A 26,824-nucleotide genomic window follows, 5' to 3' on the forward strand; every position below is an offset into this window, starting at 1 on the left:
GTATTGGCAAGTTTCATAATCGCAGCAGGAAATCTCCTCAAGAAATATAAAAAACCGAATGATTGATATGCAATATGCGTTTGAAATTTCATGTGGATAAGATTGTGTATAATCATCGTTACGAATAGAATAAACATGATTAAATGGGGATATTAATCATCGATGTGGATAAGTAAGAAATAAACTGTGGATAATGTGCAAAAACTGAATATTTCCCTGTATAATTGTGTTAATAATGTGTATAACTTTGTGGATTATTTATGTATGAATTTCCGGCACATATTTAGTTAGACACGCAGGAAATGGCTTGAACTATATTATTCTAATGCTCCATACAATTACAAAAAGCAGGGGAAAAACTCTCCACCTGCTTATATAAAAAGTTAAAAGCGAAAACTGACTACAAAAATCACAGCTAAAACAAGTAAAATGGAGAGCAGCATCATCATAATATAGTTATTGATACTTCGGGTATGTTTCAGCACTTCGCCATCTACCTCAAGTTGAGTTAGCTTTTTGACAAGTTTGCGTCCGAAAAGACTTACACCAATAATGGTAATTAAAACAGTGATCCCGCCAACCCGTTCCATAAAAGCAAGGTAAAATGGCTTGGCATTGAGATTCATCGAGATAATCATCAAAACGCCGCTTAACAATACAAAAAAAGCACTCGGATGAACCAATATATTTCCAATCCGTGTTATCTTTTTCACGATAGCGGAAAGTTCCTTCGAACCTAGATGCTTTTTCATCATCACTAAAATCAAGATAATCGCTAGTAAAGATCCTAACCAAATGGAAAGACCTGTAAAATGCAGAAATAGCCAAAACTTAAACATTCTATCTCCTCCTTAACTAAAGCTTAAGGTTCGATTATGAACAGAAGATGAATGGGAGATTACATACAAAGATAAGTGGAGTAAATTTAATAGATAGACATAAGCATTATTGGAATAAATTCGAATCAGATACCAGACTAGGAGAGGGTTCTTTCCTTGAAAAAGTTTCAAGTACAAGGCAGGCCCCCCATTATAAGGCTTAGATGATGCGAAAAAGTAATGGAGGGAGGAAGATCGTCCCTATTAATTGAAGTTTTACTTTAGTGTAGTACAAAGCAAAAATTGATAGTACACTAGCTATATAGGAAAAGTTTCGGAGTTTTTAAGAGGAGGGAAAATAGATTATGATCCAACAATCGATAATGGAAGAAGTTTTAGCTGCTGCTTTATCAACAGGTGGCGATTTTGCTGAAGTATTTGCGGAAGATAGGTATTCCAATAACTTGCGGCTACACGATGGAAAGATTGACCGCAGTTTATCAGGAAGAGAAGCTGGTGTCGGTATCCGCGTGTTTCATGGCTTGCAAAGTGTCTATGCGTATACAACTGATTTTTCCAAAGCTGGTTTATTGAAGACAGCGCAAGAAGCAGCACAGGCTTTACAGGGTGACTTTTATCAGCAAGCCCCCATTCTTCATAGGCAAATTCATCCCCCTCTTCATAAGATTGAGAAAATGCCTGATGGGGTAGATGGCAAGCACAAAGTAGATGTAATGAAACAAGCCTATGACATCGCCAAAAATTATCATTCCAGTATTGCGCAGGCGACGATTCAATACATAGATCATGAACAAAATGTATTAATCGCCAATTCAGAAGGAAAGTTTGTGGAAGATAAGCGAGTGAGAGGCCGATTAGCGATTCAAGCAATTGCTTCAGATGGTATCCAGATGGAGCCAGGATTTTATGGACCTGGCGCACATCAGGGTTTTGAGTTTTTTGAAAAATTAGACCTCCAACATTATGCTAGTGAAGCAGCAAAAATTGCTGTGACAATGCTGAAAGCGGAAGAATGTCCGAGCGGAAAATTCCCCGTTATTATTGATAATGAATTTGGCGGCGTTATTTTCCATGAAGCTTGTGGGCATGGACTAGAAGCAACTGCTGTCGCGAAAAATAATTCTGTTTTTGCTAATCGAATTGGTGAACAGGTGGCCCCTGATATTGTCACTTATATTGATGATGGCACACTCCAGAATGAATGGGGTTCTTTAAATATAGATGATGAAGGAGAAAAAACGAGGAAGAATATTCTAATCGAAAATGGTATTTTAAAAGGATACTTGATTGATAAATTAAATGGCCGACGCATGGGAATGAAGTCCACAGGATCCAGTCGAAGAGAGTCCTACCGTTTCAGCCCTACTTCGAGGATGACCAATACGTATATTGCGCCAGGAAATTCGACACCTGAGGAAATTATCGCTAATACAGAGTTTGGAATTTATGCGAAATATATGGGTGGCGGTCAAGTCAATCCCGCAACAGGAGACTATAATTTTGCTACTCATGAGGCGTATATCGTAAAGGATGGAAAAATTGCTCAGCCTGTCAAAGGAGCGACATTGATTGGAAATGGCCCGAAAACCTTGCAACGTGTCGATATGGTAGGCAATAATCTTGCTCATGGCGCAGGGATGTGCGGTTCTCTCAGCGGCAGTCTGCCAGTGAATGTAGGTCAACCAATGATACGTGTCAGTGAAATCACGGTCGGCGGGACAAAGGGGGAATAAGTCGATGAAAATTGAAAAATTCCAAGAAAAAGTAATGGCAAGTGGTTTGATGGCTGGATTTGAGGATATGGAAATTTATTATGAGCAGGCAAGAGGACTATCCTGTGATATTTATCAAGGAGAAGTCGACCGCTATGAAACATCACAGACAGGCGGACTTTCTTTTCGTGGGATTTACGATGGAAAAACGGGCTATGCATTCACTGAAAAAATTGAAGAAGATTCAATTGATTATTTGCTTGAAAAGGCGAAGGCGAATGCAGAATTAGCTGAGGAAGAGGAGCCTGAAGAAATCTTTGCGGGTAGTGATGAATATGAAGAAATAGATCATTATTCAGAAGCAATGGATACGATTTCTACAACAGAAAAAATGGCTTTTTTAAAAGCTGTTGAGGAAAAAGTCCTTCACTATAATAGTCAAGTTCACTCGTTAAACACATGTCGGATGATTGAACAATCAAAGGAGCGTCTACTTGCCAACAGTAAGGGTCTAGTGTTACACGATCGCAAGAATTTCTTTGCGATCATGCTGTCAGTAGTTGTAAAATCTGGAGACGAAACGAAAAGTGGCTTTACGATCAAAATGACAAAGGATTTCAATACACTTAATGTGGATGAAATTGCGCGTGAAGCAGCAGAAGAGGCACTATCTTATCTGGGGGAAAAAGCGATTGCGAATAAAAAATATCCGATTATTTTTAGAAAGGATGCAGCTGTTCAATTACTTGGTACTTTTCTTTCATCCTTTTCAGCAGAAGTGGCTCAGAAAGGCCAATCTCGCTTAAAAGATCAGGTAGGTGAAGAAATCGCGTCCAAACAACTGTCGATCATTGATGATCCTTTTTATGAAGGGGGACCAGCAAATCGGAATTTCGATGGGGAAGGCGTCGCTTCGAAGACATGCACGGTGATTGAAAAGGGGATTCTTAAGACTTTATTGCATAATCGTAAAACTGCCAAAAAAGCGGGCGTAGAAACGACAGGGCATGCCTATAAGCCATCCTATAAAGGGACGGTTGTAATTGCCCCATCAAATTTCATTGTGATGGCAGGAGAAAAGACAATAGATGACCTCGTAGCCGAGCAACAAGAAGCTGTACTTATTACAAAGTTATCTGGTTTGCATTCTGGTGCGAACGCTATTTCAGGAGATTTTTCTGTTGCAGCCAATGGCTTTTATGTAAAAGATGGCAAAATTACGGCGCCAGTGAAACAAATGACGATCGCTGGAAACTTCTTTGACTTATTGAAAGGGATTGAAGAAGTTGGAGCAGACCTGTATATTAGTCCAGGAGGCACTGGTGCCCCATCTTTACTTGTAAAGGAGCTATCTGTCACCGTAGATTAACTAAATCAGGAGAATAAAAATATGGATGTTCTATTTGCTTTAATGTTTGTCATCTGTGGATTAATTTTATGGAGTTTAGCACGGGTGGTTAGGAAAAAAGGATTCACCTGGAAACGGGTTGGATCCTTGTTCCTATCCTTTTTTCTGTTGATCGGAAGTGGCTTTTTCCTAGTGGATAAGAGTGAGATTTTCTCTGGAATTGGGACCTCAGGTACAACGGACCAAATTCCAGTTGAATTGGTGAAAGTGATTGATGGTGACACAATTAAAATTATCTATCAAGGACAAGAGAAAAATGTTCGTTATTTATTAATTGATACGCCAGAAACCAATCATCCTCGACTTGGAAAACAGCCATTTGGCGAGGAAGCGAAGCAAAGAAATGCTGAGCTGCTCAAGAATGGAAAATTAACGATTGAATTTGATGTTGGAGAGAGAATCGATAAATATGGTCGACTGCTCGCGTATATTTATATTGATGGCGAGAGTGTTCAAACAAAGCTGTTAGAAGAAGGATTAGCGCGAGTTGCCTATGTCTATCCACCGAATACCAGGTACTTAACATTGTTTGAAAAGGCTCAGAAGAAGGCACAGAAGAGAGAGGACGGCATCTGGTCAATTGAAAATTATGCTAAAGATGATGGTTTTCACTCAGAAACTGAGAATTCTGATCAAGAAATTGAAAATAATCAAAACTGCGAAATCAAAGGCAATATTGGCTCCTCTGGAAAAATTTATCATACCCCAGATTCCCCTTGGTATAAGCAAACAAAAGCAGAAGTCATGTTTTGTACAGAAGAAGAAGCGGCGGAAGCGGGATTTCGGGCGCCGAAATAACAAAACAAGTCTAGACAATTATTCGCGTAACATTAACTATGTTCTATTTTGCCTGTTTAATTATCTCCAGTTTTCTCTTTACTGAATGATATGAGCTGACATATAACAAATTCTTTGCTATATGTCGGCTTTTTCGTATTCAAGTATATCTCCTGGCTGACAATTTAAAGTCTGACAGATTTTTTCTAATGTGGCAAAGCGAATACCGCGCGCCTTGCCTGTTTTTAATATTGATAAATTAGCTTGAGTAATATCAATTTTTTCTGCTAACTCTTTTGAAGAGATTCCTCTTTCTAACATTACTCTATCTAGATTAACTTTTATCATGAAGAAATCCCACCTAAATAACGTTGTTAGAATCGTCTTGTAAAGATATGCCATATTTAAAAACTACGTAAATTGTATAAACGATGGCTAACAGAAGAATGCATCCTAATAAACTTGGCCAAGATTCTGAAAAAATATGACTAACATTATAGGCATGTGCTTGCGCAAAGAACAACTGACTAATGAACTGCAAAACAGTAAAACTTGAGATTGAGATTAAGATAAGTTTGAGATATTTAAGATTTTGAGAAACAAAATAATGTTGTTCATAAATATTACCAATCATTTTATTTAAAGCGTACATAATGATAAATAAACAAGCAATTATTGCTAGCGCGACTAAGCAAGAAAGGACTAAAAACCATACAGATAGGTTTGTGTTTGAATATAAATCTGTGTACTGTAGCAATTGCGTTTTTAGTCCCTTTGATACAAACAATAAAGCTCCAGACGCAAACAATAGCATTAATCCAGCAAACGCAAATAAAACTTGAGCAATTGTTGACACAATCGATAAAGATTTTAAAACAGTCTTAGTAAAAAGATTCATTAGAGATCGCCCCCTTTATATTGTAAATTATTCTAAAACAATAACTAATTATTGTCAAACGATAATTTAACTTTGTGCGATTTCACGGTAAATCCTACTGCATTGCTCTTTATCAAAGCATTTCAAGTTTTCTGGTATTCAAATTAAATGGATGACCTGAAAGAAACCACCATAACTAAAGAAATTGAAAATAACCATAGAACGATAACTCAAAAAGTTTTTACAATGGGGCGGAATAATTAAAAAAGCCCAAATTTAAGCGACTTTATCATTACACGATCCACCGATATAGAGTGTGTAAAGGTTTTTTTGGGTAAAAAAACATCCTTTCCTAGTGAGAGAGCCATTTGCTGAAAAGAACGAAAGCGAGAGAGCTGAATTGGGCAAAAGTGGGATCCATTTTGATAAAACATTTTCAAAATGGATTTTTTTCGGTGTATCTGATGGAATCAGAGTAATTGTAAGGATAAACAAAGAACGGGAAATGTTAAGTGAATATTTAAATAAACAGATTGATTACATAATAGAGTCAATTTCATCATTGCTTATGAATGAGCAATACACGAACGTTTTGTTATAGGAGATTGAATTGTTAGTCAATGCATTTCCTTAACTTAGTTGATTGGAGAGGAAGGTGGCAACTTCTGGGGGATTAGCGTGACAGGTGAGATCCCGTAAGAGCATAGCGGCGGGGAAGCTCACCGCACGCCCCCGGAGTCCACCTGAAGCGTAAATCAACGTTGTTCGGATTTGAATGCTAAAAACTCTATTATGAAATGGATTCAATAGATTAAAATTTTATGAATAAAGTTAAATGATTTTTGAGTGATCATTGTTAATCTATAGTGAAGAGTATTTTTGTTAGGAATAGGTGAGTACGATTGAAGACTATATTTTAATTCGAAAAATAAAAGCTGGAGATACGGAGGCCTGGGAGAAATTAGTGAATAAGTATTATAGCCAAATTTTTTCATATTGTGTACGAAGATGTTTGGGTGACCGGGTTTTAGCTGCGGATTTAACTCAAGATATTTTTCTGCGAATCATTGAAAATATTGAGAAATATCAGTTTAGCGGAAAATTTTTTAACTACTTATTTACGATCACTGTAAATGTATGTAACAACTATTATAACAAGCTGAAATTTGCCCAGTCTGAATTAGATGAGAAGGTTTTAAGTCTAGGTTCTGAAACGATTATGACCAATTTACTGCTACAGGAAAGTGTTAACCAAATACAAGCCGCATTAAACACACTTCCTGATATTCAAAGAGAAGCGATAATTTTGAAATATTACCATGATTTAAAAGTAAAAGACATTGCCAAAATTACTGGGACAAGCGTGTCTACATCCCAATCGAGGATCCATCAAGGTTTAAAAAAGCTAAGTAAATTGCTAGATAGAGAGGAGTTTATGAATGGATAAGGAAACGGTTAAAAAAATGAAAACCTATGAAATTACAATCGATAATATCCGGAGACAAGAAATTATTCAATTAGGGGAACAAAAGATCATTAAAAATCAACATTCCCAACAATCTCTGTATCACCTTTTTCGTTCGTCGATCCGCTTTACGAGCTTCCATACCTGGCTGCTTCAATTTGCTCTTCTCGCATTGACGACAAACTTAATTACACAAGTTATGAATGATGAGCCTTTCATCTTGATCATGCAAAGCTTAACAGTTGCCGTTATGTTTTCAGCTATTTTTTTTATTGAAGAATTATTCCGCAGTTTTACAACGGGAATGTGGGAATTGGAGCAAACACTCAAATATGATTTGCGGCAACATACGATGATTAAATTACTTATTTTTGGTTTAACTGATTTATTATTGATTATCTGTCTTGCTTTCATTTGCCAGGGGGTGATGGCCATTTCCTTTTGGAAAATAGTCCTTTATCTACTCGTTCCTTTTAATATTACATGCATTGTTCTGTTTTCTTTGTTTACGATTTGGAGAAATACTCTTTCCTCCGTTGTTTTTTGGGTTGGTTCTGGCCTCGTTTTGTTGTGTGTCATGATTTTAACGAATATATTCGATATTTATCAGTTCAGAATGGAGTATTGGGGAGCAGGGCTTATTTTATCAATTATTATTTTAGGATTTATTGTCGTGGATATGCTGAAAGTGCAAAAATGGGAGGCGTTTTGTTAATGCTTTTAGAGATAGAAAATATTTCAAAAAAATATGATGATACCGTTGTGCTTCATGATATCTCATTTTGTTTAAAACCGGGTGTTTATGGCCTTTTAGGCTCAAACGGTTCAGGGAAAACGACTTTATTTAGGATTATCTGTGGGGTACTGAAACAAAGTGCCGGTACAGTCAAATATAATCATGATGATATACAGACTAATCCGGACGCCTTTCGTTCCGTTTTAGGCTTTTTACCACAAGACTTTAGTTATTATCCTAATTTTACAGGGATGAAATTTATGTTATATATCGCTGCACTCAAGGGGATCAATAAAAATTTTGCAAAAAAAAGATGTGTGGAGCTTTTGAAACTCGTTGGATTAGATGATGTGAAGAATAAAAAAATTAAAAAGTACTCTGGTGGAATGAAACAACGATTAGGGATTGCTCAAGCGATGATTAACGATCCAGAGATATTAATTCTGGATGAACCCACTGTTGGTTTGGATCCGAAAGAACGGGTTCGCTTTCGCAATTTAATTAGTTCTTTTTCCGAAAATAAAATTGTGATCCTTTCCACCCATATCGTTTCCGATGTTGAGTATATTGCAGACGAAATACTTGTTTTGAATCAAGGGAAACTGGAAAACAGAGGCGTTTCCTCCGAATTAGTGAGCACTATTCAGGGATATGTTTGGGAGGTTATCGTTGAACCAGTTAAACTGGATGAGATGTTAGCAAAATATATTATTAGCAATCAAAAACATGGGGAAAAAGGGATAGTCTTAAGAATTATTTCCAAAGAAAAACCGACAGATAATGCTAGACATGTTCAACCAACATTAGAAGATTTATATCTATACTATTTTAGAGGAGAGGCTGAACAATGAAAACATTGGTGAAATATGAAATGAAAAAAATCCTCCAAAACAAAACGTTTATTGGTGCATTGATTGTCTCATTATTTGTTTTGGCAGGCATCCTGTTTATTGGTTTTCATTATTCACAACTTCAAGGAAAAGCTGGCGAAGGTTTGGAGCTTTACCATCAGGTTGTTGAGAAAGGTACTGGAGAATTTAGTGATCGAAAAGTAAGAGCTATTCTAGCGGATTATATGGATCGATACCAAAAGTCAGATGTAGATAACAGAACTTTTGATTTATTCTCTTGGGAAATTGCTGATACATTTTTTCCGAATGATAAAAGTGTCTATACAAAAATGAATGATGCAATGGAGCAAGGGGAAAAAACGACAATTGATCAAATCGATCTTAAAACAATAAAAGAAATTGGGTTTACCCAATTTCAGACGCCATTAAAAATTGGGAGCTTTGTGACATGGAGGGACCTATTTCAAGTCACAAGCCAAATATTCATCCTGACGAGCATTATTGTCATTTTAATCTGCTCTCTAGTTTTCTCCAGTGATACTTCAAGAAATATGCATCAGTTATTATTGTCGACAAAGTTTGGTAGAAACCAATTAACCATCGCAAAAATCATTGCTGCCACTTTAATTTCGACTTTTGTATTTCTTTTTATTCAGATGATATCTTTGGGCGCTTTTTATGTTTATAATAGTGGATTTACTGGTTGGGATACAAGTATTCAAACAAACTTTTCATTAAAGTTGTTTCACTTTCCAGCAGAGATCAATCAATTGCAAGTGTTCTGTTTAGCTATGGCTCTTCATTTTATTAGTTTGTTATCGATTATAGCGATCACCCTATATGTTTCATCTATCACTCGTTCACCGTTCAGCTCTTTAGCAATGGGGTTAGGGTTGTTCCTTTTGCCAAAAGCATTCACACAACTAATTAAAAGAGGCATTGTTTATAAACTATTAAACTTATTTCCAATTAACAATTTTCGGATTGAGGATTTTTTAACGCTAATGAGCACGAAACAAGAATTTATTCTCCAATCTTTTGGACAAAATATTGTGGTGACCATAACTGTTCTATTGGTGCTGAAAATAATGTTGAATGGTCTCATCTATTTGCGAATGAAACAGTATCAAATCACGTAATTTTTCGTAGGATGGAAAGACCTTGGCTATTAAATAACGTAGTCTCGGATAAAAGTGATGAGATCATTCTAAAAGCGACCGATAAAAATATTTTGTATAACTTGTTTTCTTTTCCTAAACCACTGCGTTGTTTGGATTGGAATTTAATGTTCCAATCATCTGTACCTTATCTGTCTTTCGATAGACAGTTTTCTTCAGGGTTAAATTACCGGTTTCCATAGTTCAATAAGAGATCATTATATTGAACAAAAGATAAGTAAAGATAATAGTGTCAAAATCAAGAAGCAATATCTGTGATTTGCAAAATACCAAGTGCTAAAAAATAGTCGGTACAAGTCCGCCATCCATGCGGATAGGAGACCCTTTGAATGCGGATGCATAAGGACTACATATAAATGTAATGAGTCTGCCTATTTCAGTAGGCCTAATAAATCGTTGTATTTCAGATTGGGGTAGGTTTGTAGTCATAAATTCTTTCTCTTTTTCTAAAAAAGTCATATCTTTATGAGGGTATATACCCTCAATTATTTGATGCACGTTTTCAGAGAGTGTTGGTCCCGGCATGATCGTATTGACTGTGACTTCTTTTCCTGTTGTTAATTTAGATAAGCTTTTTGACAACGATAGAAGCATTGATTTTGTCATACAATACTGAGGCATTTGTCCTGAAGGCATAACTGCTTCCTCACTCGCAATAAAGATAATTCTTCCAAAATCATTGTTTAACATTTTAGGTAAATAGAATTTAGATAAACCATTTGCGGCAAGAACATTGGTGCGAAAGTATTTTTCCCATACTTCATCGGTAACGTCCTTATATTGCATAATTTCATAAATACCCATATTGTTAACTAAAATATCAATAGTAGGGTATTTTTTAAATATAGATTCTCTTTGTTGAATATCCACAATATCGGCTGTTGCCTTTTGAGGGGAGGTAGTCGGGAAATCTGCTTTGATTTCATTTACAATTCGTTCTACCTCTTCATCATTTCGTCCATTGATTAATACATGAACACCTTCTTTGGCAAGTTCAATGGCAATTGCTCTACCTATACCTCTCGTTGCCCCTGTAACTAAAGCTGTTTTATTGTTTAATCCCATATCCATCATACATTTCTCCTTTTACTTTACTAAGATAAAAAATTATATATCGTCTTTTGTAGTTTTTATTAGGTTTCCTTTTTTAAAACACGGCAATTTATTGAGCTTTTATCGAACTGTTTAGTACGCCAATTTGAAGGAGTATCATCTTCCCAAAGGCGAAAAGCCCGGTAGAATGAATTTTGGTCTTCATATCCAACTAGGAAGGCCACTTCGCTTATCTCGAGTGATGGGTCTGCTAAATACTCCCGTGCCTGTTCATATCGAACTTGTGTCAACAGATGCTTAAAGCTCGTTTCTTCGTCAGTAAGACGGCGCTGCAGTGTACGATTGCTCATCCCTAACTCGCCTGCGACAGTCTGAATGTCGGGACGCCCACCAGTCAGGCTGCGTTTCAAGATCCACTTAACCATCTCAGTGATTGAGTTACTGGGCTGTTGCTCATCCAATGATTGGTCCAATACGGGAGTCAAAATCTCTAGCAATTCTCCGTTGTACGAGATAAAGGGCCTATCCAAGTCGCTTCTATGGAGCGTTAATTTGTTACAATTTCCACCGATCTGGATACGACAGCCGAAATAATCTTCAAGTAACTTTACGTCGCCCATTGAATGTGAAAATTCGACGGACCTTGCTGTCAAGGGTTGACCCGTCCCCCTGCGCCCTAGCTCCAGAAGAAACGCGAGCGTGATACCAATCAGCATCGATGGAGCAGATTGCTCAGTATTTAACCATTTCAGTTCGATTGTACAATGCTCGTCTCTCTCGGTGATAAGTAGATTTTCAGGGGGACACATTTGCTTGTACCGAGCCATTCGGATTAGTGCGTCGCGGTAGTCACGAGCATGATAAGCTGCTAGTACGGTCGGTGGGTAATGAACAGTTTCAAAGCCAGTCGCGAGCTTGATAATCCCCTTGGCAATATCATCTATAAGATCCGAATAAGCCTGCCAAATCGATAAGTATTGGTGAATGTTGACAACTGGTTCATGAATAATAGTAAGTGGAAGCCTAGCTTTTCGAACTACTTCATGGGGGGTGATACCTAATTGGTGTAATCCTGTCCAAAACCCTGTCGGGAATTTAATGCGAGTATAAGACGTCATTTATAAGCCCCCTTTAGCCTTCTATAAATTCACTAAATTTGATTGTGTCCAGCCTTGTTGGTGGGACAGTTATTATATTACCAACCCACTGTCGCTTTGTAACTAGTAAAAGGCGACATTCCACTTGCTATTTGCGTCAATATCAACACTACCTGCTAGTGTCTTGGTATTAGGATAAGCTCCTTATTTACTTTAGACTGGATTATCTAGCATATTGGGGGACATCCACTACGAAAACATTCCCGCCCTTTACTGCTTTGGCTGTTGGTAACTTAAAATAGCCTGTTCCTGCAGATCTAAGAGGTTCTTATCTTTCAACTGAAAGAAGATTAAGTAGTTTTCTAAGAGCAATATCTCCACTTTTTTAGGGTCTTCAAGAAACCCAACTCTTTTTGTGAATCTTTCATATTTATAGATTGGTGTTTTTCTCATTATTCATATGAATTATACTCCCTTAACCAAATTTTTTTACTTTTAGAATTTTCTTATGTTACTCTCAACATAGCATAAAGGAATTGAACTGTTTAAATCATGTCATTGGCCAAGAGAGTAAAAGCTTGAGTTGGGGGAGATTATGTTGTGGCATAAAAATAGGGTGACACAGGCTATAAATATACAATATCCAATTATCCAAGCGGGGATGGCGGGTGGTGTCACTACGCCAGAGCTTGTCGCTGCTGTTTCGAACACTGGTGCACTTGGAACGCTTGGTGCTGGCTATTTAAGCCCTGAACAAACGCAAGCGAGTATTCGCAAGATTAAACAGCTAACCAATCTGCCGTTTGGCGTGAATCTCTTTGTTCCAGAATTACCTGATATAGAAGAAGAGGATATTGAAAAAGCGAATGAATGGCTCCGACCTTTTCGGGAGGAATTAAACATATCGGAAAAGCCTAAGGTAAAGAAACCGAGTGCCGCTATCTTTGAAAAACAACTAAAAATCATAATGGAAGAACAGGTAGCGGTATGTAGTTTTACTTTCGGAATGCCATCAAAAGAAGTGGTTCAGGAATTGAAAAGGAGAAATATAGTTGTGATTGGAACGGCTACAACGGTAAAAGAAGCAGTGGCTAATCAGGAACAGGGTATGGATATGGTCGTTGTACAAGGAAGTGAAGCAGGTGGCCATCGTGGTACTTTTATCGGAGCCTTTGAGGAAGCGATGATCGGAACGATAGCACTTGTTCCACAAGTGGTCGATCACCTGGACATACCTGTGATAGCTGCCGGTGGGATTATGGATGGCAGAGGGATTTTAGCAGCTATGATACTAGGAGCAGAAGCGGTTCAGATGGGGACTGCATTTGTTACTAGTCTTGAAAGTGGCGCGAATATCCAGCATAAAGAAGCTATTTTGAATAGTCATGAGGAGCAGTTGGTTGTGACCTCGACCTTTAGCGGTAAACCGGCCCGAGGCATTCGCAATGATTTCATTACCAAGATGGCAAAGCATGAACAGGAATTGCCAAAATATCCACTACAAAATGCTTTAACAAAATCAATTCGAAGTGAAGCAGCCAAACAAAATCGACCTGAATGGATGTCCCTATGGTGCGGCCAGCACCCACGTTTAAGTAAACATCAATCCGCCAGTAAGTTAATTTCAGATATCCTCTCGCAAATCGATGAGATTATGATGGGGCAAGTGAAAAGCTGGTAGCTATCATGCTGACTTTGCTCACTTTTATAAAATCATGATCCACCTTCAAGTGATAGGCACTAGGTTATGTCTGTCCAATTGAAGAGAACCAAGCTATTGATCGACCGAAAGTGTACATCCACTTTTGGTCTTTTTTAGGCTGTAAAAAACTATAAAATCTTAGCTTATGGAAAAGTTGTTTGATGCTGTAGCATATCTAGCCATGTCATCAGGGTTAGCTAGGAAAACTTAAACTTTGCTATTTATTCCTTAGGTCGTGTGCCTTCTACTTTTCTTGCATATCCCCATGCTATATATACGAGCTTTTCCTCCTAAAGAAATTGGAAGATTTTTTGTCTATAGCATTGGTTACACGGAGAATTAAGGGGAAATTAAGGTAGAGTTTCTCGAAGCGTAAGATAGGAAAATTATAATAGCAATGAACTGGGAGAAATCATCCTTTATGAAATAATAGCTTAATAGATCAAAATAGTAGTTTAAATAGGCGGTGATGGAAATCTATTCGCGAATAGACGAACCACAAAGACGATTATCGAAGGATGCTGTAAAAGTATGGTTGCTAAGTGAAACGATTGGGAATGTGATTGGTTTTGTCATTTTAGGGGGATTATTTTATCTGGATTTTCTATTTTCATGGAAAGTGTGGATTAGTTGGATTTTGCTTGGGATTACCGTCATTTCTCTAGTAGGTGCTATCTGGTCATGGATCAGTCCTTTTCTCCTTTATAAAAATTGGCGTTATGATGTAGATGAAGAGTTTTTACAGTTGAAATCAGGTGCCCTCATAGAGGTGCATCAACTCGTGCCGATGACCAAGATCCAATCCGTTACAACTAAGCAAGGACCGTTACTAAGAAAATATGGACTCTGCTCGGTTTCTATTGAAACCATTGGTTCATCACATACAATTCCGGCTTTGTCTAAGGATGTCGCAGTGACATTAAGGAATCAGATTGCTTATTATGCAAAAATTAAGGAAGTGGAGTCATGATGAAGGTAGAACGATACCATCCACTACTAATTCTATTTGAACTTTGGAAATTAGTTAGGAACTCTATTTTCTTTGTCGTTTATTTATTCATCATAAAAGGTAACTCTGACTCGAACTTCGTAACCTATGGTCAGTTTATTTTTATCGTTATTTTTGGGCTAGCACTAGTCTCGATTGTTTTGAAATGGCTGTCCCACAAATACAAGCTTGAAGGTCGAGCTTTTCATCTCTATAAGGGGATTTTCAGTAAATCAGAGCGAACCATCCCATTTTCTAAAATCCAAAATGTTAACAGACATACATCTATATTCCATCGGATTTTTAAGGTTACGTCAATTAGCTTTGAAACGGGCATAAATGGCGATGAGGCAGTTACTTTTGATGTCATTTCTAAATTAGAAGCCGATCGAATAGAAGAGTTAATCAAGGTGGATGACGATCAAATATCAACCAAACCTATTCAGGAGGACGACATTTCAGCGGCTTTTAATGTAGACGCTAGTAATAGCAAACCAAAGAGAAGGATCCACTTTAAACCGACAAATAGGGATATTTTTAAGGCATCTATTACATCTTTAAGCATTTTAGCCCTTATCCCTTTAATGGTTTCTTTATATTTCAAACTTGATGATATCTACCCTATTGAAGAAAGAGTAGAGGGGATGTTTTCTGCTATCCAAAGTTCTTGGTGGATTGTCATGTTGGTGATCATTGTCCTTGTAGTTAGCTCCGTTATTTTTGGCGTCGTTAGGACGTTTTTACAATACGGACAATATGAAATTTCTTCAGATCTAGAGCGGATCTATGTTAGGAAGGGCGTAATAGAGGAGAATCATTTTTCAATAGCAAAAGATAAGGTACAAGCTATTGAAATTAAACAATCTTTGATGAAAAGAATGCTCGGACTTGCTGAAGTGAAACTAATTAGTGCTGGTCATTCGAATGCTGATGAAGATAAGACTGAGATTAGCTCTCTCTATCCATTTCTCCCTATTAACAGGGCTTATGAAATGGTCGCGGAAATTTTACCATCTTTCCAAGTGACAAATGTAATGAATCGTTTACCTAGAAAATCGCTTTGGCTGCGCATATGTCAACCAAGCTGGTTCTGGATCATTATAACAGCCCTACTCTTTTATTTTAAGCCGTCTATTCTATCTATGGAACAAGCTTGGTGGATCATTTCTGCTATTTTATTCATTATTATTTATGTATTAAGATGGCTTGATTTCGTTCATACACGTTACAGTTTAAATGGATCTTTCATTCAAATTAAAACAGGTAGTGTAACTACCTCTTTATTCATTTCCAAGCGAAATAAGGTGATTGGAGTGAAAGTAACACGTAACTTGCTGCAAAAGTTATTAGGGCTTGCGAATATTGGTATCGTTTGTCGAGCAAAGCCAGTATTGCGTGCTGGTGTTGAGGATGTGCCATTAGCGTTTACAGAAATCTTATATCAGTGGTATAAGAGGCGCCGAGAAGAAATTGAAGTTAAATGAGATTGACCAGCGCTCGCTTCCCTCTCTGGTGACTTTTTCTAAACTCAGGGGAGAGGGATGAGAATTTCTGGCTTATTATCATCGATGGAACTGGTAGAACAAGGAGAGGATAGGTGACAGGGGAAGATGCCTGAATACACTTATCCTTTTTTGTGCAACATCTGGCTGGCTGTAATGATCACTATAAGCACCTTTTTATTAATTTTTTAAACTTGCTCCCGCCAATCATAGTTTAAAAGATTTTATGACATGTTAACCATGTGTTGCATAATGGCATAGTCAGACTGCAATATCTTTTTCACTTTTACAGATTGGCTGAATTGATTTTCCAGTAAATTGGCAATCGCTTCATACGGGTTCAGCGACGAAATTTACTTGTTTCTCACTCAATTCCTCCACTTTTTACAAAAATCAAATATCCATGTGCAGGCTCTAGTAATGATAAAAGAATATAGTAGGTCGTTTCTGTTAATGGTATTCATAGAATCTTCCATTTTAGAACGATATAAAGTTTAACTACAGTTGGACTTAATATCCAGACTTACTTTCTCCCTTTTATCATTTTCAAATATGTTTAAATTGCTGCTTAAAGGTCAAATGTAAAAGATAGGACATTTAATCAAACGTTTGATTAAAAAGCTTAAGGTCGCCATCTAAAGGCTGAAGATTTAAAGGGACATCGTTCTAACTTGTCATCCTGCGAGACGAAGGCGCCTGTAGCAGGACAAAAAGGAGAGCTGAAATATGACGATGAACAAAGAAGTACCTCATGACAAAGGTTTAGATAATAGTCTGTCTTTATATCAAGAAGGATATCAGTTCATTCAAAATAGAAGAGAAAGATATGATTCGGAATTATTTACGGCACATTTGCTAGGACAAAATACAATTTGTATGAGTGGAGAAGAAGCAGCCAAGTTATTTTATAATACAGAGCTATTTCAACGTGAAGGTGCAGTACCAAAACGGGTTCAAAAGTCACTGTTTGGCATAGGTGGTGTACAAGCGTTGGACGGGAAAGAGCATGATCATCGGAAGAAGTTGTTTCTTTCGATGATGACGCCGAAAGAGGCAAAGAAATTGGGTGAACTTGTGTTGGGAAAATGGGAGGCTTGTATCACAGAATGGGAGCAAGCAGAACATATTGTCCTATTTGAAGAAGCGCGAAAGGTATTATTACGGACGGCCTGTGAATGGGCGGGGGTGCCTTTAAATGAAAAAGACATTGCAGAAAAAGCAGATGACTTTACTTCGTTAGTGGATGCTTTTGGAGCCATCGGACCACGCCATTGGAAAGGCAGGAGAGCAAGGACAAAATTAGATGAATGGGCAGGTTCCTTGATCGAAGGAGTGCGTGAAGGAAAACTAGAGGTAAAGGAAGGAACCCCACTTTATACGATTGCCTTTCACTATGATCTAGAAGGGAAACTCTTAGATACACATACCGCAGCAGTGGAATTAAATAATGTGTTACGGCCAATTATCGCGATCGCTGTATTTATTACCTTTGAAGGTCTGGCGTTATATGAGCATCCACAATATCGAACACACTTAACGACAGATTTAGAACGAGAAATTTTCGCTCAAGAAGTCCGTCGCTATTATCCATTTGGACCGTTTCTAGGTGCAAAAGCACGCAAAGATTTTAGATGGCGAGAATGCGATTTTAAAGAAGGGCAACTTGTCATACTTGATCTTTATGGAACGAATCATGATGCCGATATATGGGAGACACCGGATCAATTCCAGCCAGAAAGATTTCGGAAGTGGAATGGAAGCTTATACAATTTTATTCCCCAGGGGGGAGGAGACGCTGCGACAGGGCATCGCTGTCCAGGGGAAGGTATTACAATTGAAATAATGAAGGCCACTTTGGATTTCTTAGCGAATAAAATAGATTATGAAGTCCCTGAACAGGACATGAGTTTTAGTCTTGTTAAAATGCCAACCTTACCAGCCAGTGGTTTTATAATGGATCATATTCATAGAAAGGTTTTATAAGAGTAGTTTGCTGAAAGAAGAAGCTTGGTGTTTCGTGTGGCCACAAAACACTGTGTTGAAAGAGTTGCTAAAGAGTGGCTCTGAATATGGCATGATTTACGTGCGATTAAATCGGATCCAGAGAAAAGCTATTTTGTTAAATCACCGAAATCCGCCATTCTTACACTCTTTTTAGTTATATGTAAATAAACCCTTTTACATTCTTTGAAATAACTACTATACTTTTAGTATTGGAAACTAAAAAGCGGGCGTCTTGGATGGATCCTTTTAGGTTCCTAGGAAGAGGTGCTAATTGGATGAAGAAATTAGGTGATAGTCATGTATGATTTACTACTTCAAGAATCATATGCCGAGTGGATTTTGCCACTTACGATTGCGATTATTTGGATTTTAAGCTGGCAATTAATCATACTTTCACATTCTGTCCAAACGAATGGACGAGCTAGTGAATCTGTTCATTTGAACATCTTTACGATGCCCACAATTCGAAATGACAGACCGCGTTATCATCGCTTTCAATTAATGAAAACAGTAAGAAGACAAGAATCACCAGATGATGCGGATGATCATCACTTTTCTATTTAAAAGCTAAAAATTCTTAAAAGTAGAAAGGTGAACTCGAATTGAAAAAAAATACAATCTTACTTTCTATGCTTATTATCGCCACTTTTATGCTTGGTGGTTGTTCAGGTGTAGAAAACGAAACCGGCTTTTTTTATAATATTTTTGTCCGTCCACTTGCATGGGGAATTCATGAAATTGGTTCTGCTTTATGGGGAGAATTTGGACTAGCTGTTATTGCTATTACATTAATAATCCGCTTGATCTTGTTGCCGTTCATGTTAAATACGTATAAGAAACAGCAAGAAATGAAGGTCAAAATGGATATGATAAAACCGGAAATGGATGATATCCAAAAACGTTTGCGAGCTACAAAAGATCCAGAAGAGCAAAAGAAAATTCAACAGGAAATGATGGCTCTTTATACAAAACATAATGTAAATCCTCTTGGTGTCGGTTGTTTACCACTTATTATTCAAATGCCAATCTTGATGGGATTATATTGGGCTATTCGTAGTTCGGCAGATATTGCGAATCATTCCTTCTTATGGTTTGACTTAGGAAGTCCTGATCGCATTATGATGTTGATTGCAGGATTTGTTTATTTTATCCAGGCAAAGGTCTCTATGGCAACTGTTCCTGAAGCTCAGAAGAAACAAATGCAGATGTTTGCTTATATTTCGCCGATTATGATCATGTTTATTTCTTTTTCAGCACCAGCGGCATTACCACTCTATTGGGTGGTTGGTGGTATTTTCATGATTTTTCAAACATGGCTCGGTCGGAAATTTTATACTCAACATCCTGAAAAGGTGGAGGAGAACAACAAATCATCCGATGTTGAAAAATAAAAATTTTAAGAAGGTAGTTCCTTGAGAAGGGCTACCTTTTTTTAGTATTGAAAAATAAATTGACAAATAAATCATGCGCAATGTAATATATATCTAACAGTATGTAAGGATTAATTGTCGGTGTATTTAGTTGGTGAGGTGGTCTGCATGAAAAATAAACGTCTGAAAATAGCCCGAATAGAATCCGATTTGTCGCAGGAACAATTAGCAAAAGCGGTGGGAGTAACAAGACAAACAATTGGCATGATTGAGGCGGGAAAGTATAATCCCTCTTTAAAATTATGTGTCGCGATTTGTAGAGAGTTGAATAAGACTTTAAATGATTTATTTTGGGAGGCTTGATCATGAGTACAGGTTTATTGATTCAACTATTTAAAAGCTTTAACAATCCAAATTTAGAGGGAGATGAAAGACAGATACAAGAAACGAACAAAATTATGTCTATGGGCTTGCTGATGTTAATCAGTACGATGGTTGTTTATTCAATCGTATTTGAAGCGGTTACTATGCGCACTGAAATAAACATTCCCTTTTCTTTTTTTGAGCAAATGATGTTTATGGTCGGGATCATTTGTTTTATATGTTCCCTTTTTTTATGTAAAGCTGGATCTGCTTCAGGGATTACCGCCTTTGTTATTATTTTTTCAGGCTGTGTTTTTCCGACGTTTTTACTTTCACGGTTACCAATTGTATTTTTGGATGGATACCAAATCATAAGTTTATTAATCAGTTTGGTGATTTTTCCATTATTTATATTATCTTCTTATTTTCTATTTAATTATCTTTTCCAAAGAAGTAGCCTGATAGATTGACGGGTGAAAACATAATCCAACTAGCTTAACGGGAGTTGAACGATTATTAACCAAAATTAAGGTAATAGTAAGGTTTTCGATCCATGCAGGTTATCTCAAACGGTTATTCTTGGACAGAGTGAAAAATTCACTCATATTCTGTAGGGATTCTATCCGATTTGACGTCTATATTGTCAAAGGTTAGAAGAAATGGTTAAATGAGAATGTCAATACTTGTAAAAATATTTTAAAGAAAGAGAAACTATTTTGTCACTTTTTACGTTATAGTATATAGGGTTTAAATATCTTTTTTTAATAGAGAGTAATTTAAGGGGGATCTATATTGAAGAAGAAGGTTTGGATTTGGATTAGTATTGTTGTAGGGATTTTGATTATCCTAGGGGGCGGGGCCGCTCTTGTCATGAATTTAGGGAGCAAAATGGTCGGTGGTGGGGTAGAAGAAATGGAAGACATGCCACTTACCGTGCAAAAGGCGGATGAACAAGAATTAACAGAAAGTATTCTAGTGACGGGAAAGATCGTTCCGGAAAGTGAACAAAAGATATATTTAGAACCTGAGAATGGGGAAATTCAAGAATTTAAAGTAGAGGAAAATAAGAAGGTAAAAGCAGGCGATCCTCTATTTCTCTATGATTCTTCGAAATTGAAACGTGAATTTGACAAAGCTGTTCGTGATCGAGATTTAATTAAAAAGAGAGTACAAATCGAGATTAATCAAATGGCAGAGTTAGATAAAAAAATTAGAAATGCAAAACAACAGGTTGGCCGCAAAATAGATCCAGAGGCGGAAGTAATGGAAGAGATTGTCACACAGGATGATGTAAATCAATTGCAAAATGAACTGGTCCAGGCTGAGATGGACCATGAAGCAACAAAAGAAGAAATTGAAACAGCTCAGGAAGCAATTAATGAATTAGATACACAAATCAAGGCGATGACTGTTGTGAGTAAAATTGATGGTATCGTCGTAAAGATAAATGAAAATATTGAAAAGACAGAAGAAGGTGCCAGTGAGCCTGTCGTTCATATTATTTCTAGTGATCCTTATAAAGTTATTGGAACGATGAATGAATTTGATGCGGTGAAAATTAAAAAAGATCAACCTGTCATCATTCGGCCAAAAGTTTTTAAAGAGCGTGAATGGAAAGGTGTCGTGGAATCTGTCTCCCAATTCCCTACAGATGATGGCGGTGGGGTAGAAGATTATGATATGGGTGGAGGCGGAAATGTTACAACCTATCCGTTTAAAGTTGCGATTAAAGATGATACTTCTGAACTGCGCCAAGGTTTCCATGTTTCGTTAGAAGTGAAAATGGGTGGTGGTGAAAAATCTTTAGTTGTCCCTCATATGGCGATTATTGAAGAAGAAGCAATGGAAGAGGGTGAAGAAAGCACCGGCGAAATGGTGGAAGTCATTTATGTTCTTGTGGATGGTGTTTTACAACGACGCGAAGTTGAAACAGGAAAAATGAATGATGAATTCATTGAGATCACGGAAGGTGTGACAAAGGGTGAGTTGGTTGTGGTATCTCCAGATCTCGAATTGTACGATGGAATGGAAGTGACATCCTATGATGAAGTTGAGTAAGATTACAAAAGTGTATGGGAATGGCACTTTGAAAGTCCCTGTCCTGCATGGGATCGATCTTTCCATTGAAGATGGTGAATTTGTTGCGATTATGGGTCCATCTGGTTCGGGAAAATCGACGTTAATGAATATCATTGGTTTTCTCGATTACCCAACAGAAGGCGATTATGAATTAAACAATGAAAAGATTAGTGCTTTTCGGGAAAAACAATTAGCTGCTTTACGTAATCGCCATATCGGCTTTGTGTTTCAGCAATTTTTCTTACTACCGCGTCTCAATGCGATCAAAAATGTGGAAACACCGCTTATTTACGCAGGTGTCTCGAAACGAGAGCGTAAAGATAGAGCACAGAAAATGTTGGAAAAAGTCGGCTTGGGGGATCGTGTAAAACATTTACCGAACCAATTATCTGGGGGGCAAAAACAAAGGGTGGCGATTGCTCGTGCTCTTGTCAATAACCCATCCGTAATCATGGCAGATGAACCAACTGGTGCCCTTGATTCGAAAACAAGCAAACAGATTATGGAACTTTTTGTGCAATTAAATCAAGAAGGCAAGACGGTAATCCTCGTTACGCATGAAGAGGAAGTGGCGGCGTATGCCAATCGGGTCATTACATTAAGGGATGGGCTGATTACGGATGATCGGAGGATGACATCATGAATTTTCTAGAAAGCTTCAAGATTGCTTTTTCATCGATCTGGAATCATAAGGTCCGTGCCCTCTTAACAATGCTTGGGATCATTATTGGTGTGGCCGCCGTCATTACGATTGTGGCAATTGGTCAGGGAGCCCAAACACAAATGACTGACGAGTTATTTGCAGTCGATAAAAATGTTATTGAGCTATATTATGAATATGAACCCACGGAAGAAGAAATGATGAATGGCGATTATGCCTATGAAAATCCGGAATTGAACAGTGCTGATTTAGAGACACTTGAAGCTGTTCCGGGTGTCAAAGCTGCCATTGGAACGAATACAGGTTGGGGCATGTTAGTGCGAAATGATAAAACAGGTGAAATGAATATTACTGGAGTGGGGCCGGAATATTTTTCAGCCCAAAGCATTGAAGTGTTGGAAGGTAGACCAATTAATGCTCGAGACAATGAAGGAATGAATAGGGTTGTCATGATCGATAAGGTTGCAAGAGAAATGTTTTTTAAGGAAGATGAAAATCCAATCGGTGAGATTATTGATCTCGACGATAATCCTTATAAGGTGATCGGTGTATACAAGTCCCCCATACCTGAACAATATCAATGGAGTGAATCAGGCGAGATGTTAATGCCTCGAGCGGTTATTTCCATGATGTTCGGTAGCTATGAGATTGAAAGCCTATCTGTAATAGCTGAAAGTCCAGAATCGATCGGGGAGACAGGCCGACTAGCAGCCGAAACACTAACGGAAAGCAAGGAGCTTGAGCAAGGCCAATTTACTACTTATGATATGTCAGAGATCGAAGATGAAATTGGTCAAGTGATCCTTATCATGACCTTATTCATTGGTAGCATCGCCGGTATTTCTCTACTAGTTGGCGGAATCGGCGTCATGAATATTATGCTCGTCTCCGTAACAGAGCGGACGAGAGAAATTGGTCTGCGCAAGGCGTTGGGAGCGACAAGAGGAAAAATTTTATTTCAGTTTTTAATTGAATCGATCACTCTCACTTCATTAGGTGGATTGATCGGAATCGGCTTGGCGAGTGCGGGGACAGGTTTAATTACATTATTGTCCCCGATCAATGCTATGGTCAGCCCAATCGTCGTCCTAATCGGTGTCGGATTCTCTGCTTTCATCGGCATCATCTTTGGTATCTTACCAGCCAACAAAGCATCGAAGTTAAGTCCGATTGATGCTCTAAGATACGAATAAAAGTAAAAGGCTAATAGCGCTTGCGCTATTAGCCTTTTACTCGATATACTTTTATAAACTTATCTCTTGCGCGACCAATGTGCTCCTTCATCCATATGGACAAATGGGATGTCTGTATCCACTTCCCCCGTAATGTTGTCGCAAATAAAATCTTCTCCACTTAGCCACTTAGAAAAGTCAAACTCAATCGGTTCTTGGTCTCCACCTAAAGCCATCCATGCTTTCATCTCTCGAGGTAAATAGGCGGAAGTATGGATCGTGCCAGCCCAACTGCTATAAAGCTCGGAAAAAACACCTTGATCGCGACTATTCATAAAACGGAAGGCAGACCTTGCGTCAGAAAGTTCTTGATACTTCGCATTCATGGCATTCAATCGTCGCTCAGAATCAACGAGATGATGGCGATTTTCGTCTGTGAGAATTTCAAAGTGATTTGTGCAGGCTTTTGCCTGACGAACCTCAATCCGGCGCGGAGTTGCTTCTACAATATAAGTTTCACCGCTTGAATCGAATACAGTATAACTAAAGGAATGTCGGTGCGGAATTTCTTTTAACAGATCAACAGCTTCATGTACTGAAGCGCATGATTCTAAAATAAGCCTTCCGATCATACAACAGATGAATCCATCTGCAGGCTTTTTTCGATTCATAAAATTATAGCCCATAGCTAGGCCTTTTTCATTCATTCCGTCCATGCGTCCGGTCACTCTTTGGCTCGGTCCAATCATCGCATAGCCTTGATCAGATGGCTGGAATAATGTATAACGTCCTTCATATGTTTTAGGATGATAATCATAATTGCGAATTAAATAATCTTCACCTGTTAAAATGGAACAGCCCGATTTTACATAATCTAAACGATAGCCACCAAACTCGGCGAGAATACGTTCCATCGGCCATTCCAGTGCTGCTTGTAGACCTAATAACTCGTCCCAAACTCCCGGAGCGAACGGAAGAATCGCTTGCTTAACTTCATCTACTTCAATAGTAAATCGTGGTTTCCGTACTTTCCATTGCTGTTCTCGATTTCTAATTGTAAGAGAATCCTTTATTTCTTTGCCTTGTACAAAGCCAAAGTCATAATGGGTCCCTCGATATTGGATAATATCACTATAGATTTTTTTCAACATAGATCCCTCTTTGTTTGTTATAAGTAAATTTATCGTACCTCTTAGATACAACGATGTCACGTAAAGACTCCAGTACTTGTGGAATTTGCTAATCACATTGTGTTTTCCGCTTAAGAGAAAAAAATCTTAGATCTGATCGTAGTTATGTTCTTAGATATTGGCTTTATAATAATACGTACTTCTGGGAATTTGTAGGACATCGCATATTGCTGATACCGATTATTTGTGATTGTTGTTTCGAATCACATCTACTATCGTCCCATGATCAGCGTGGCTTTCCAGATATACAGCTTACTACCCACTCTTTAAATTCTTCTGAACATTTCTATAATCATGAAAGATGTCAAAAACGACTAAACAGCCTTAGCCTTATGGAATATAGGGCTAAAGTAGCTTAAATCCTTTTTTATTATTTCCCTGTTTACTTGATAAGGGGGGCACTTCAGAATAAGGGTTGGCGCTTTTTCGTACCATCTAAAAAAATACTATATATTCAATGCAGATTTAATATTAGATAATTTATATAGATAAAATATCCCTTTAAGCTGTTTTTGGTTACGCTTACCTATATGCTTTTGAATATCATGTATTACCTTTCTAACTTCTTCAAGATCATATTGGTTTAAATTTTTAATCTCTTTTTTTATTTGAATTACCTCATATGAATAAACTGCATTCTGAGTTATCTTCATTAATAAGACTTTTATGAGCTGGAATGTGTCAAATAGGCGATAGTTATTTAGTTCATCTCTTTTGGACGTAATAAATCCCTCTTTTTCCCAATATCGAAGAGTTGTTGGAGGTATATTTGTCTGAAGTGACAATTCTCCAGTAGTTATAGAGTGTTCATGAGTCAAGTTTTCCAGGTGTTTATTCACACGTTTAATCATAATTTTGTCTTCATAATTTGCTACTTGCGCATTATTTATTATCCAAAGAGCAGCGTCTAGTTCTTTTCGTTGCAAGTTTTTTAGAACAGCCGATGTTATATCCATACCAAACCCAGGAGACATAGCTACAATACACTCAAAATAAGCTACATGTTCCTCTGTATATATCCTATAACCAGTAGATGACCGTTCAGGTTTCGGCACAATTCCTCTTTCTTCATAGCTTCTTAAAGAGCTTGTACTAATATTTAATTTTTTTGCAATATCTATAGGCCTTATTTTTTTCAATGAGCACACTCCAATATTTGATAATTGTACGTTAATGTAAAGTTTATCAAATCAGGTATTGTAAAATCAGCCATTTTTTTAAAAACTTTAGAATTGGCTTTAATGTTGTAAGCTTGATTTGTAGGATGAAAAATATGGAGGGATTCATATGACAATAGTAAATATTCAACCGCAGATGACAATCTATGAGTTAGGAGAAGTGCTATCTACCTATATAGAAGAACACTGGAAAGAAGTACTGAACAAGAATATCAAAGAGCTTGAACAGCTATTTCGGGAATATAAAGATGCAACATACGGCATGTATTTAGATAAACTTATTCCACCGGTATGGAACCTAGTAAAAGAAAAGGGTTTTCGATCTGCAGAAAATACGAAAGAAGATGACTTTGTTATTGGAGAGTGTCTACATTTTAGAAATTCAATGGAGAAGGCTAAGTGGGGCACCCCTCATCATGAAAAACGCGTTTTTTGGATTGTGATTGAAAATCAACATAAAGATAAGATAGGAACGCTACTGTTTGAGCTATCTCATTCACATATTGAGTTTAACTTGCCAGCGCAACCAAGGTTCTTTCCTTTAAAAGAAATGAAACGAGAAGAAATCATAAAAAAAATTATTCAACTAGAAGGACCCAATAAACCACTTGGCTAATTTGTT

Annotated in this window: 28 protein-coding genes and 1 pseudogene; 20 read left to right on the top strand and 9 right to left on the bottom strand. The window is 37.5% G+C overall.

Annotated elements, in window-relative coordinates; genetic code table 11:
- Positions 1 to 383: 383 nt before the first annotated feature.
- On the bottom strand, positions 384 to 839 hold the full coding sequence (locus J2Z23_RS04215; protein WP_057988375.1) for a hypothetical protein: 456 nt from the start codon (positions 837 to 839) through the stop codon (positions 384 to 386).
- Positions 840 to 1,183: 344 nt separating this feature from the next.
- Between J2Z23_RS04215 and J2Z23_RS04220 the strand changes: the two genes are divergently transcribed.
- From J2Z23_RS04220 to J2Z23_RS04230, 3 genes are read left to right on the top strand one after another with little or no spacing between them, the layout of a single operon-like run.
- The gene (locus J2Z23_RS04220) at positions 1,184 to 2,572 is read left to right on the top strand and encodes a TldD/PmbA family protein (RefSeq protein ID WP_209973296.1); all 1,389 of its coding nucleotides are present in this window, start codon (positions 1,184 to 1,186) and stop codon (positions 2,570 to 2,572) included.
- 4 nt (positions 2,573 to 2,576) lie between these two features.
- On the top strand, positions 2,577 to 3,920 hold the full coding sequence (locus tag J2Z23_RS04225) for a TldD/PmbA family protein (protein WP_209973298.1): 1,344 nt from the start codon (positions 2,577 to 2,579) through the stop codon (positions 3,918 to 3,920).
- A gap of 21 nt (positions 3,921 to 3,941) precedes the next feature.
- Entirely contained in the window at positions 3,942 to 4,757 is an 816-nt protein-coding gene (locus J2Z23_RS04230) for a thermonuclease family protein (RefSeq protein WP_238482601.1), read from the top strand.
- A gap of 117 nt (positions 4,758 to 4,874) precedes the next feature.
- Here the strand turns inward: J2Z23_RS04230 and J2Z23_RS04235 are convergent, their stop codons facing one another.
- Both J2Z23_RS04235 and J2Z23_RS04240 read right to left on the bottom strand, forming a co-directional pair.
- Positions 4,875 to 5,084 carry a helix-turn-helix domain-containing protein gene (locus J2Z23_RS04235; RefSeq protein ID WP_057988369.1) on the bottom strand — a complete coding sequence of 70 codons (210 nt, stop codon included), beginning with the start codon at positions 5,082 to 5,084 and terminating at the stop codon, positions 4,875 to 4,877.
- 13 nt (positions 5,085 to 5,097) lie between these two features.
- On the bottom strand, positions 5,098 to 5,634 hold the full coding sequence (locus tag J2Z23_RS04240; RefSeq protein ID WP_209973300.1) for a DUF2975 domain-containing protein: 537 nt from the start codon (positions 5,632 to 5,634) through the stop codon (positions 5,098 to 5,100).
- A gap of 334 nt (positions 5,635 to 5,968) precedes the next feature.
- On the opposite strand from J2Z23_RS04240, the gene J2Z23_RS04245 reads away from it, so the two are divergent.
- The 5 genes from J2Z23_RS04245 (at position 5,969) to J2Z23_RS04265 (ending at position 9,804) form a co-directional block, all read left to right on the top strand.
- Positions 5,969 to 6,214 (top strand): hypothetical protein, encoded by a 246-nt coding sequence (locus J2Z23_RS04245; RefSeq protein ID WP_209973302.1) that lies wholly within the window; start codon positions 5,969 to 5,971, stop codon positions 6,212 to 6,214.
- A gap of 291 nt (positions 6,215 to 6,505) precedes the next feature.
- Positions 6,506 to 7,060: an RNA polymerase sigma factor gene (locus tag J2Z23_RS04250; protein WP_128738484.1), complete on the top strand. Its 555-nt coding sequence runs from the start codon at positions 6,506 to 6,508 to the stop codon at positions 7,058 to 7,060.
- On the top strand, positions 7,053 to 7,793 hold the full coding sequence (locus J2Z23_RS04255; protein WP_209973304.1) for a hypothetical protein: 741 nt from the start codon (positions 7,053 to 7,055) through the stop codon (positions 7,791 to 7,793). Before J2Z23_RS04250 ends, J2Z23_RS04255 begins: the two co-directional genes overlap by 8 nt.
- Positions 7,793 to 8,665, top strand: coding sequence for an ABC transporter ATP-binding protein (locus tag J2Z23_RS04260; RefSeq protein ID WP_057988360.1), 873 nt, complete (start codon positions 7,793 to 7,795; stop codon positions 8,663 to 8,665). The genes J2Z23_RS04255 and J2Z23_RS04260 overlap by 1 nt, the downstream gene beginning before the upstream one ends.
- Positions 8,662 to 9,804 (top strand): ABC transporter permease subunit, encoded by a 1,143-nt coding sequence (locus J2Z23_RS04265; protein ID WP_209973305.1) that lies wholly within the window; start codon positions 8,662 to 8,664, stop codon positions 9,802 to 9,804. The genes J2Z23_RS04260 and J2Z23_RS04265 overlap by 4 nt, the downstream gene beginning before the upstream one ends.
- Positions 9,805 to 10,119: 315 nt before the next feature.
- Here the strand turns inward: J2Z23_RS04265 and J2Z23_RS04270 are convergent, their stop codons facing one another.
- The 3 genes from J2Z23_RS04270 to J2Z23_RS04280 form a co-directional block, all read right to left on the bottom strand.
- Positions 10,120 to 10,914, bottom strand: a complete 795-nt coding sequence (locus tag J2Z23_RS04270) for an SDR family NAD(P)-dependent oxidoreductase (protein ID WP_057988355.1) — start codon at positions 10,912 to 10,914, stop codon at positions 10,120 to 10,122.
- Between the two features lie 62 nt (positions 10,915 to 10,976).
- Positions 10,977 to 12,014 (bottom strand): AraC family transcriptional regulator, encoded by a 1,038-nt coding sequence (locus J2Z23_RS04275; protein ID WP_057988354.1) that lies wholly within the window; start codon positions 12,012 to 12,014, stop codon positions 10,977 to 10,979.
- A 249-nt stretch (positions 12,015 to 12,263) separates the two neighbouring features.
- Complete coding sequence (locus J2Z23_RS04280; RefSeq protein ID WP_057988352.1) at positions 12,264 to 12,446, bottom strand: hypothetical protein; 183 nt, start codon at positions 12,444 to 12,446, stop codon at positions 12,264 to 12,266.
- Positions 12,447 to 12,588: 142 nt separating this feature from the next.
- Between J2Z23_RS04280 and J2Z23_RS04285 the strand changes: the two genes are divergently transcribed.
- From J2Z23_RS04285 to J2Z23_RS04295, 3 genes are all read left to right on the top strand, one after another.
- A complete protein-coding gene (locus J2Z23_RS04285; protein ID WP_057988350.1) occupies positions 12,589 to 13,674 on the top strand; it encodes an NAD(P)H-dependent flavin oxidoreductase in 1,086 nt (361 codons plus the stop codon).
- A gap of 490 nt (positions 13,675 to 14,164) precedes the next feature.
- Positions 14,165 to 14,665 (top strand): PH domain-containing protein, encoded by a 501-nt coding sequence (locus J2Z23_RS04290; protein ID WP_082881242.1) that lies wholly within the window; start codon positions 14,165 to 14,167, stop codon positions 14,663 to 14,665.
- Positions 14,662 to 16,167, top strand: coding sequence for a PH domain-containing protein (locus tag J2Z23_RS04295; protein WP_064467810.1), 1,506 nt, complete (start codon positions 14,662 to 14,664; stop codon positions 16,165 to 16,167). The genes J2Z23_RS04290 and J2Z23_RS04295 overlap by 4 nt, the downstream gene beginning before the upstream one ends.
- A 242-nt stretch (positions 16,168 to 16,409) precedes the next feature.
- Here J2Z23_RS04295 and J2Z23_RS22175 read toward each other — a convergent pair.
- Positions 16,410 to 16,645: pseudogene (locus J2Z23_RS22175) on the bottom strand (PadR family transcriptional regulator).
- A gap of 272 nt (positions 16,646 to 16,917) precedes the next feature.
- Between J2Z23_RS22175 and J2Z23_RS04300 the strand changes: the two are divergent.
- The 8 genes from J2Z23_RS04300 to J2Z23_RS04335 all read left to right on the top strand — a co-directional run bounded on the left by J2Z23_RS04300 (position 16,918) and on the right by J2Z23_RS04335 (position 23,855).
- A complete protein-coding gene (locus J2Z23_RS04300; RefSeq protein ID WP_209973391.1) occupies positions 16,918 to 18,168 on the top strand; it encodes a CYP152 family fatty-acid peroxygenase CypC in 1,251 nt (416 codons plus the stop codon).
- 309 nt (positions 18,169 to 18,477) lie between these two features.
- Positions 18,478 to 18,753 carry a hypothetical protein gene (locus tag J2Z23_RS04305; protein WP_209973307.1) on the top strand — a complete coding sequence of 92 codons (276 nt, stop codon included), beginning with the start codon at positions 18,478 to 18,480 and terminating at the stop codon, positions 18,751 to 18,753.
- A gap of 38 nt (positions 18,754 to 18,791) precedes the next feature.
- The gene (gene yidC / locus J2Z23_RS04310) at positions 18,792 to 19,580 is read left to right on the top strand and encodes a membrane protein insertase YidC (protein WP_238456096.1); all 789 of its coding nucleotides are present in this window, start codon (positions 18,792 to 18,794) and stop codon (positions 19,578 to 19,580) included.
- A gap of 147 nt (positions 19,581 to 19,727) precedes the next feature.
- A complete protein-coding gene (locus J2Z23_RS04315) occupies positions 19,728 to 19,922 on the top strand; it encodes a helix-turn-helix transcriptional regulator (RefSeq protein ID WP_057988343.1) in 195 nt (64 codons plus the stop codon).
- Between the two features lie 2 nt (positions 19,923 to 19,924).
- A complete protein-coding gene (locus J2Z23_RS04320; protein ID WP_057988341.1) occupies positions 19,925 to 20,392 on the top strand; it encodes a hypothetical protein in 468 nt (155 codons plus the stop codon).
- Positions 20,393 to 20,714: 322 nt separating this feature from the next.
- Positions 20,715 to 21,980, top strand: coding sequence for an efflux RND transporter periplasmic adaptor subunit (locus tag J2Z23_RS04325; protein ID WP_057988339.1), 1,266 nt, complete (start codon positions 20,715 to 20,717; stop codon positions 21,978 to 21,980).
- Positions 21,964 to 22,644: an ABC transporter ATP-binding protein gene (locus tag J2Z23_RS04330; protein ID WP_057988336.1), complete on the top strand. Its 681-nt coding sequence runs from the start codon at positions 21,964 to 21,966 to the stop codon at positions 22,642 to 22,644. Before J2Z23_RS04325 ends, J2Z23_RS04330 begins: the two co-directional genes overlap by 17 nt.
- Positions 22,641 to 23,855, top strand: coding sequence for an ABC transporter permease (locus J2Z23_RS04335; RefSeq protein ID WP_209973309.1), 1,215 nt, complete (start codon positions 22,641 to 22,643; stop codon positions 23,853 to 23,855). The genes J2Z23_RS04330 and J2Z23_RS04335 overlap by 4 nt, the downstream gene beginning before the upstream one ends.
- Before the next feature lie 59 nt (positions 23,856 to 23,914).
- On the opposite strand, the gene J2Z23_RS04340 is transcribed toward J2Z23_RS04335, so the two are convergent.
- Together J2Z23_RS04340 and J2Z23_RS04350 are read right to left on the bottom strand one after the other, a co-directional pair.
- Positions 23,915 to 24,982: a C45 family autoproteolytic acyltransferase/hydrolase gene (locus J2Z23_RS04340; RefSeq protein WP_209973311.1), complete on the bottom strand. Its 1,068-nt coding sequence runs from the start codon at positions 24,980 to 24,982 to the stop codon at positions 23,915 to 23,917.
- A 488-nt stretch (positions 24,983 to 25,470) separates the two neighbouring features.
- Positions 25,471 to 26,163 (bottom strand): MerR family DNA-binding transcriptional regulator, encoded by a 693-nt coding sequence (locus J2Z23_RS04350; protein ID WP_209973313.1) that lies wholly within the window; start codon positions 26,161 to 26,163, stop codon positions 25,471 to 25,473.
- A 148-nt stretch (positions 26,164 to 26,311) separates the two neighbouring features.
- On the opposite strand from J2Z23_RS04350, the gene J2Z23_RS04355 reads away from it, so the two are divergent.
- Positions 26,312 to 26,818, top strand: coding sequence for a DUF6022 family protein (locus tag J2Z23_RS04355; RefSeq protein ID WP_238482602.1), 507 nt, complete (start codon positions 26,312 to 26,314; stop codon positions 26,816 to 26,818).
- Positions 26,819 to 26,824 lie beyond the last annotated feature (6 nt).

Source organism: Lederbergia galactosidilytica, from assembly GCF_017873565.1.
In the GTDB taxonomy this organism is placed as follows: domain Bacteria; phylum Bacillota; class Bacilli; order Bacillales; family Bacillaceae_C; genus Lederbergia; species Lederbergia galactosidilytica.

Coding starts and splice junctions, on each gene's coding strand:
- J2Z23_RS04215 (WP_057988375.1), bottom strand. CDS start 839: ATGTTTAAGTTTTGGCTATTTCTGCATTTTACAGGTCTTTCCATTTGG.
- J2Z23_RS04220 (WP_209973296.1), top strand. CDS start 1,184: ATGATCCAACAATCGATAATGGAAGAAGTTTTAGCTGCTGCTTTATCA.
- J2Z23_RS04225 (WP_209973298.1), top strand. CDS start 2,577: ATGAAAATTGAAAAATTCCAAGAAAAAGTAATGGCAAGTGGTTTGATG.
- J2Z23_RS04230 (WP_238482601.1), top strand. CDS start 3,942: ATGGATGTTCTATTTGCTTTAATGTTTGTCATCTGTGGATTAATTTTA.
- J2Z23_RS04235 (WP_057988369.1), bottom strand. CDS start 5,084: ATGATAAAAGTTAATCTAGATAGAGTAATGTTAGAAAGAGGAATCTCT.
- J2Z23_RS04240 (WP_209973300.1), bottom strand. CDS start 5,634: ATGAATCTTTTTACTAAGACTGTTTTAAAATCTTTATCGATTGTGTCA.
- J2Z23_RS04255 (WP_209973304.1), top strand. CDS start 7,053: ATGGATAAGGAAACGGTTAAAAAAATGAAAACCTATGAAATTACAATC.
- J2Z23_RS04260 (WP_057988360.1), top strand. CDS start 7,793: ATGCTTTTAGAGATAGAAAATATTTCAAAAAAATATGATGATACCGTT.
- J2Z23_RS04265 (WP_209973305.1), top strand. CDS start 8,662: ATGAAAACATTGGTGAAATATGAAATGAAAAAAATCCTCCAAAACAAA.
- J2Z23_RS04270 (WP_057988355.1), bottom strand. CDS start 10,914: ATGGATATGGGATTAAACAATAAAACAGCTTTAGTTACAGGGGCAACG.
- J2Z23_RS04275 (WP_057988354.1), bottom strand. CDS start 12,014: ATGACGTCTTATACTCGCATTAAATTCCCGACAGGGTTTTGGACAGGA.
- J2Z23_RS04280 (WP_057988352.1), bottom strand. CDS start 12,446: ATGAGAAAAACACCAATCTATAAATATGAAAGATTCACAAAAAGAGTT.
- J2Z23_RS04285 (WP_057988350.1), top strand. CDS start 12,589: ATGTTGTGGCATAAAAATAGGGTGACACAGGCTATAAATATACAATAT.
- J2Z23_RS04290 (WP_082881242.1), top strand. CDS start 14,165: ATGGAAATCTATTCGCGAATAGACGAACCACAAAGACGATTATCGAAG.
- J2Z23_RS04295 (WP_064467810.1), top strand. CDS start 14,662: ATGATGAAGGTAGAACGATACCATCCACTACTAATTCTATTTGAACTT.
- J2Z23_RS04300 (WP_209973391.1), top strand. CDS start 16,918: ATGAACAAAGAAGTACCTCATGACAAAGGTTTAGATAATAGTCTGTCT.
- J2Z23_RS04315 (WP_057988343.1), top strand. CDS start 19,728: ATGAAAAATAAACGTCTGAAAATAGCCCGAATAGAATCCGATTTGTCG.
- J2Z23_RS04320 (WP_057988341.1), top strand. CDS start 19,925: ATGAGTACAGGTTTATTGATTCAACTATTTAAAAGCTTTAACAATCCA.
- J2Z23_RS04330 (WP_057988336.1), top strand. CDS start 21,964: ATGATGAAGTTGAGTAAGATTACAAAAGTGTATGGGAATGGCACTTTG.
- J2Z23_RS04335 (WP_209973309.1), top strand. CDS start 22,641: ATGAATTTTCTAGAAAGCTTCAAGATTGCTTTTTCATCGATCTGGAAT.
- J2Z23_RS04355 (WP_238482602.1), top strand. CDS start 26,312: ATGACAATAGTAAATATTCAACCGCAGATGACAATCTATGAGTTAGGA.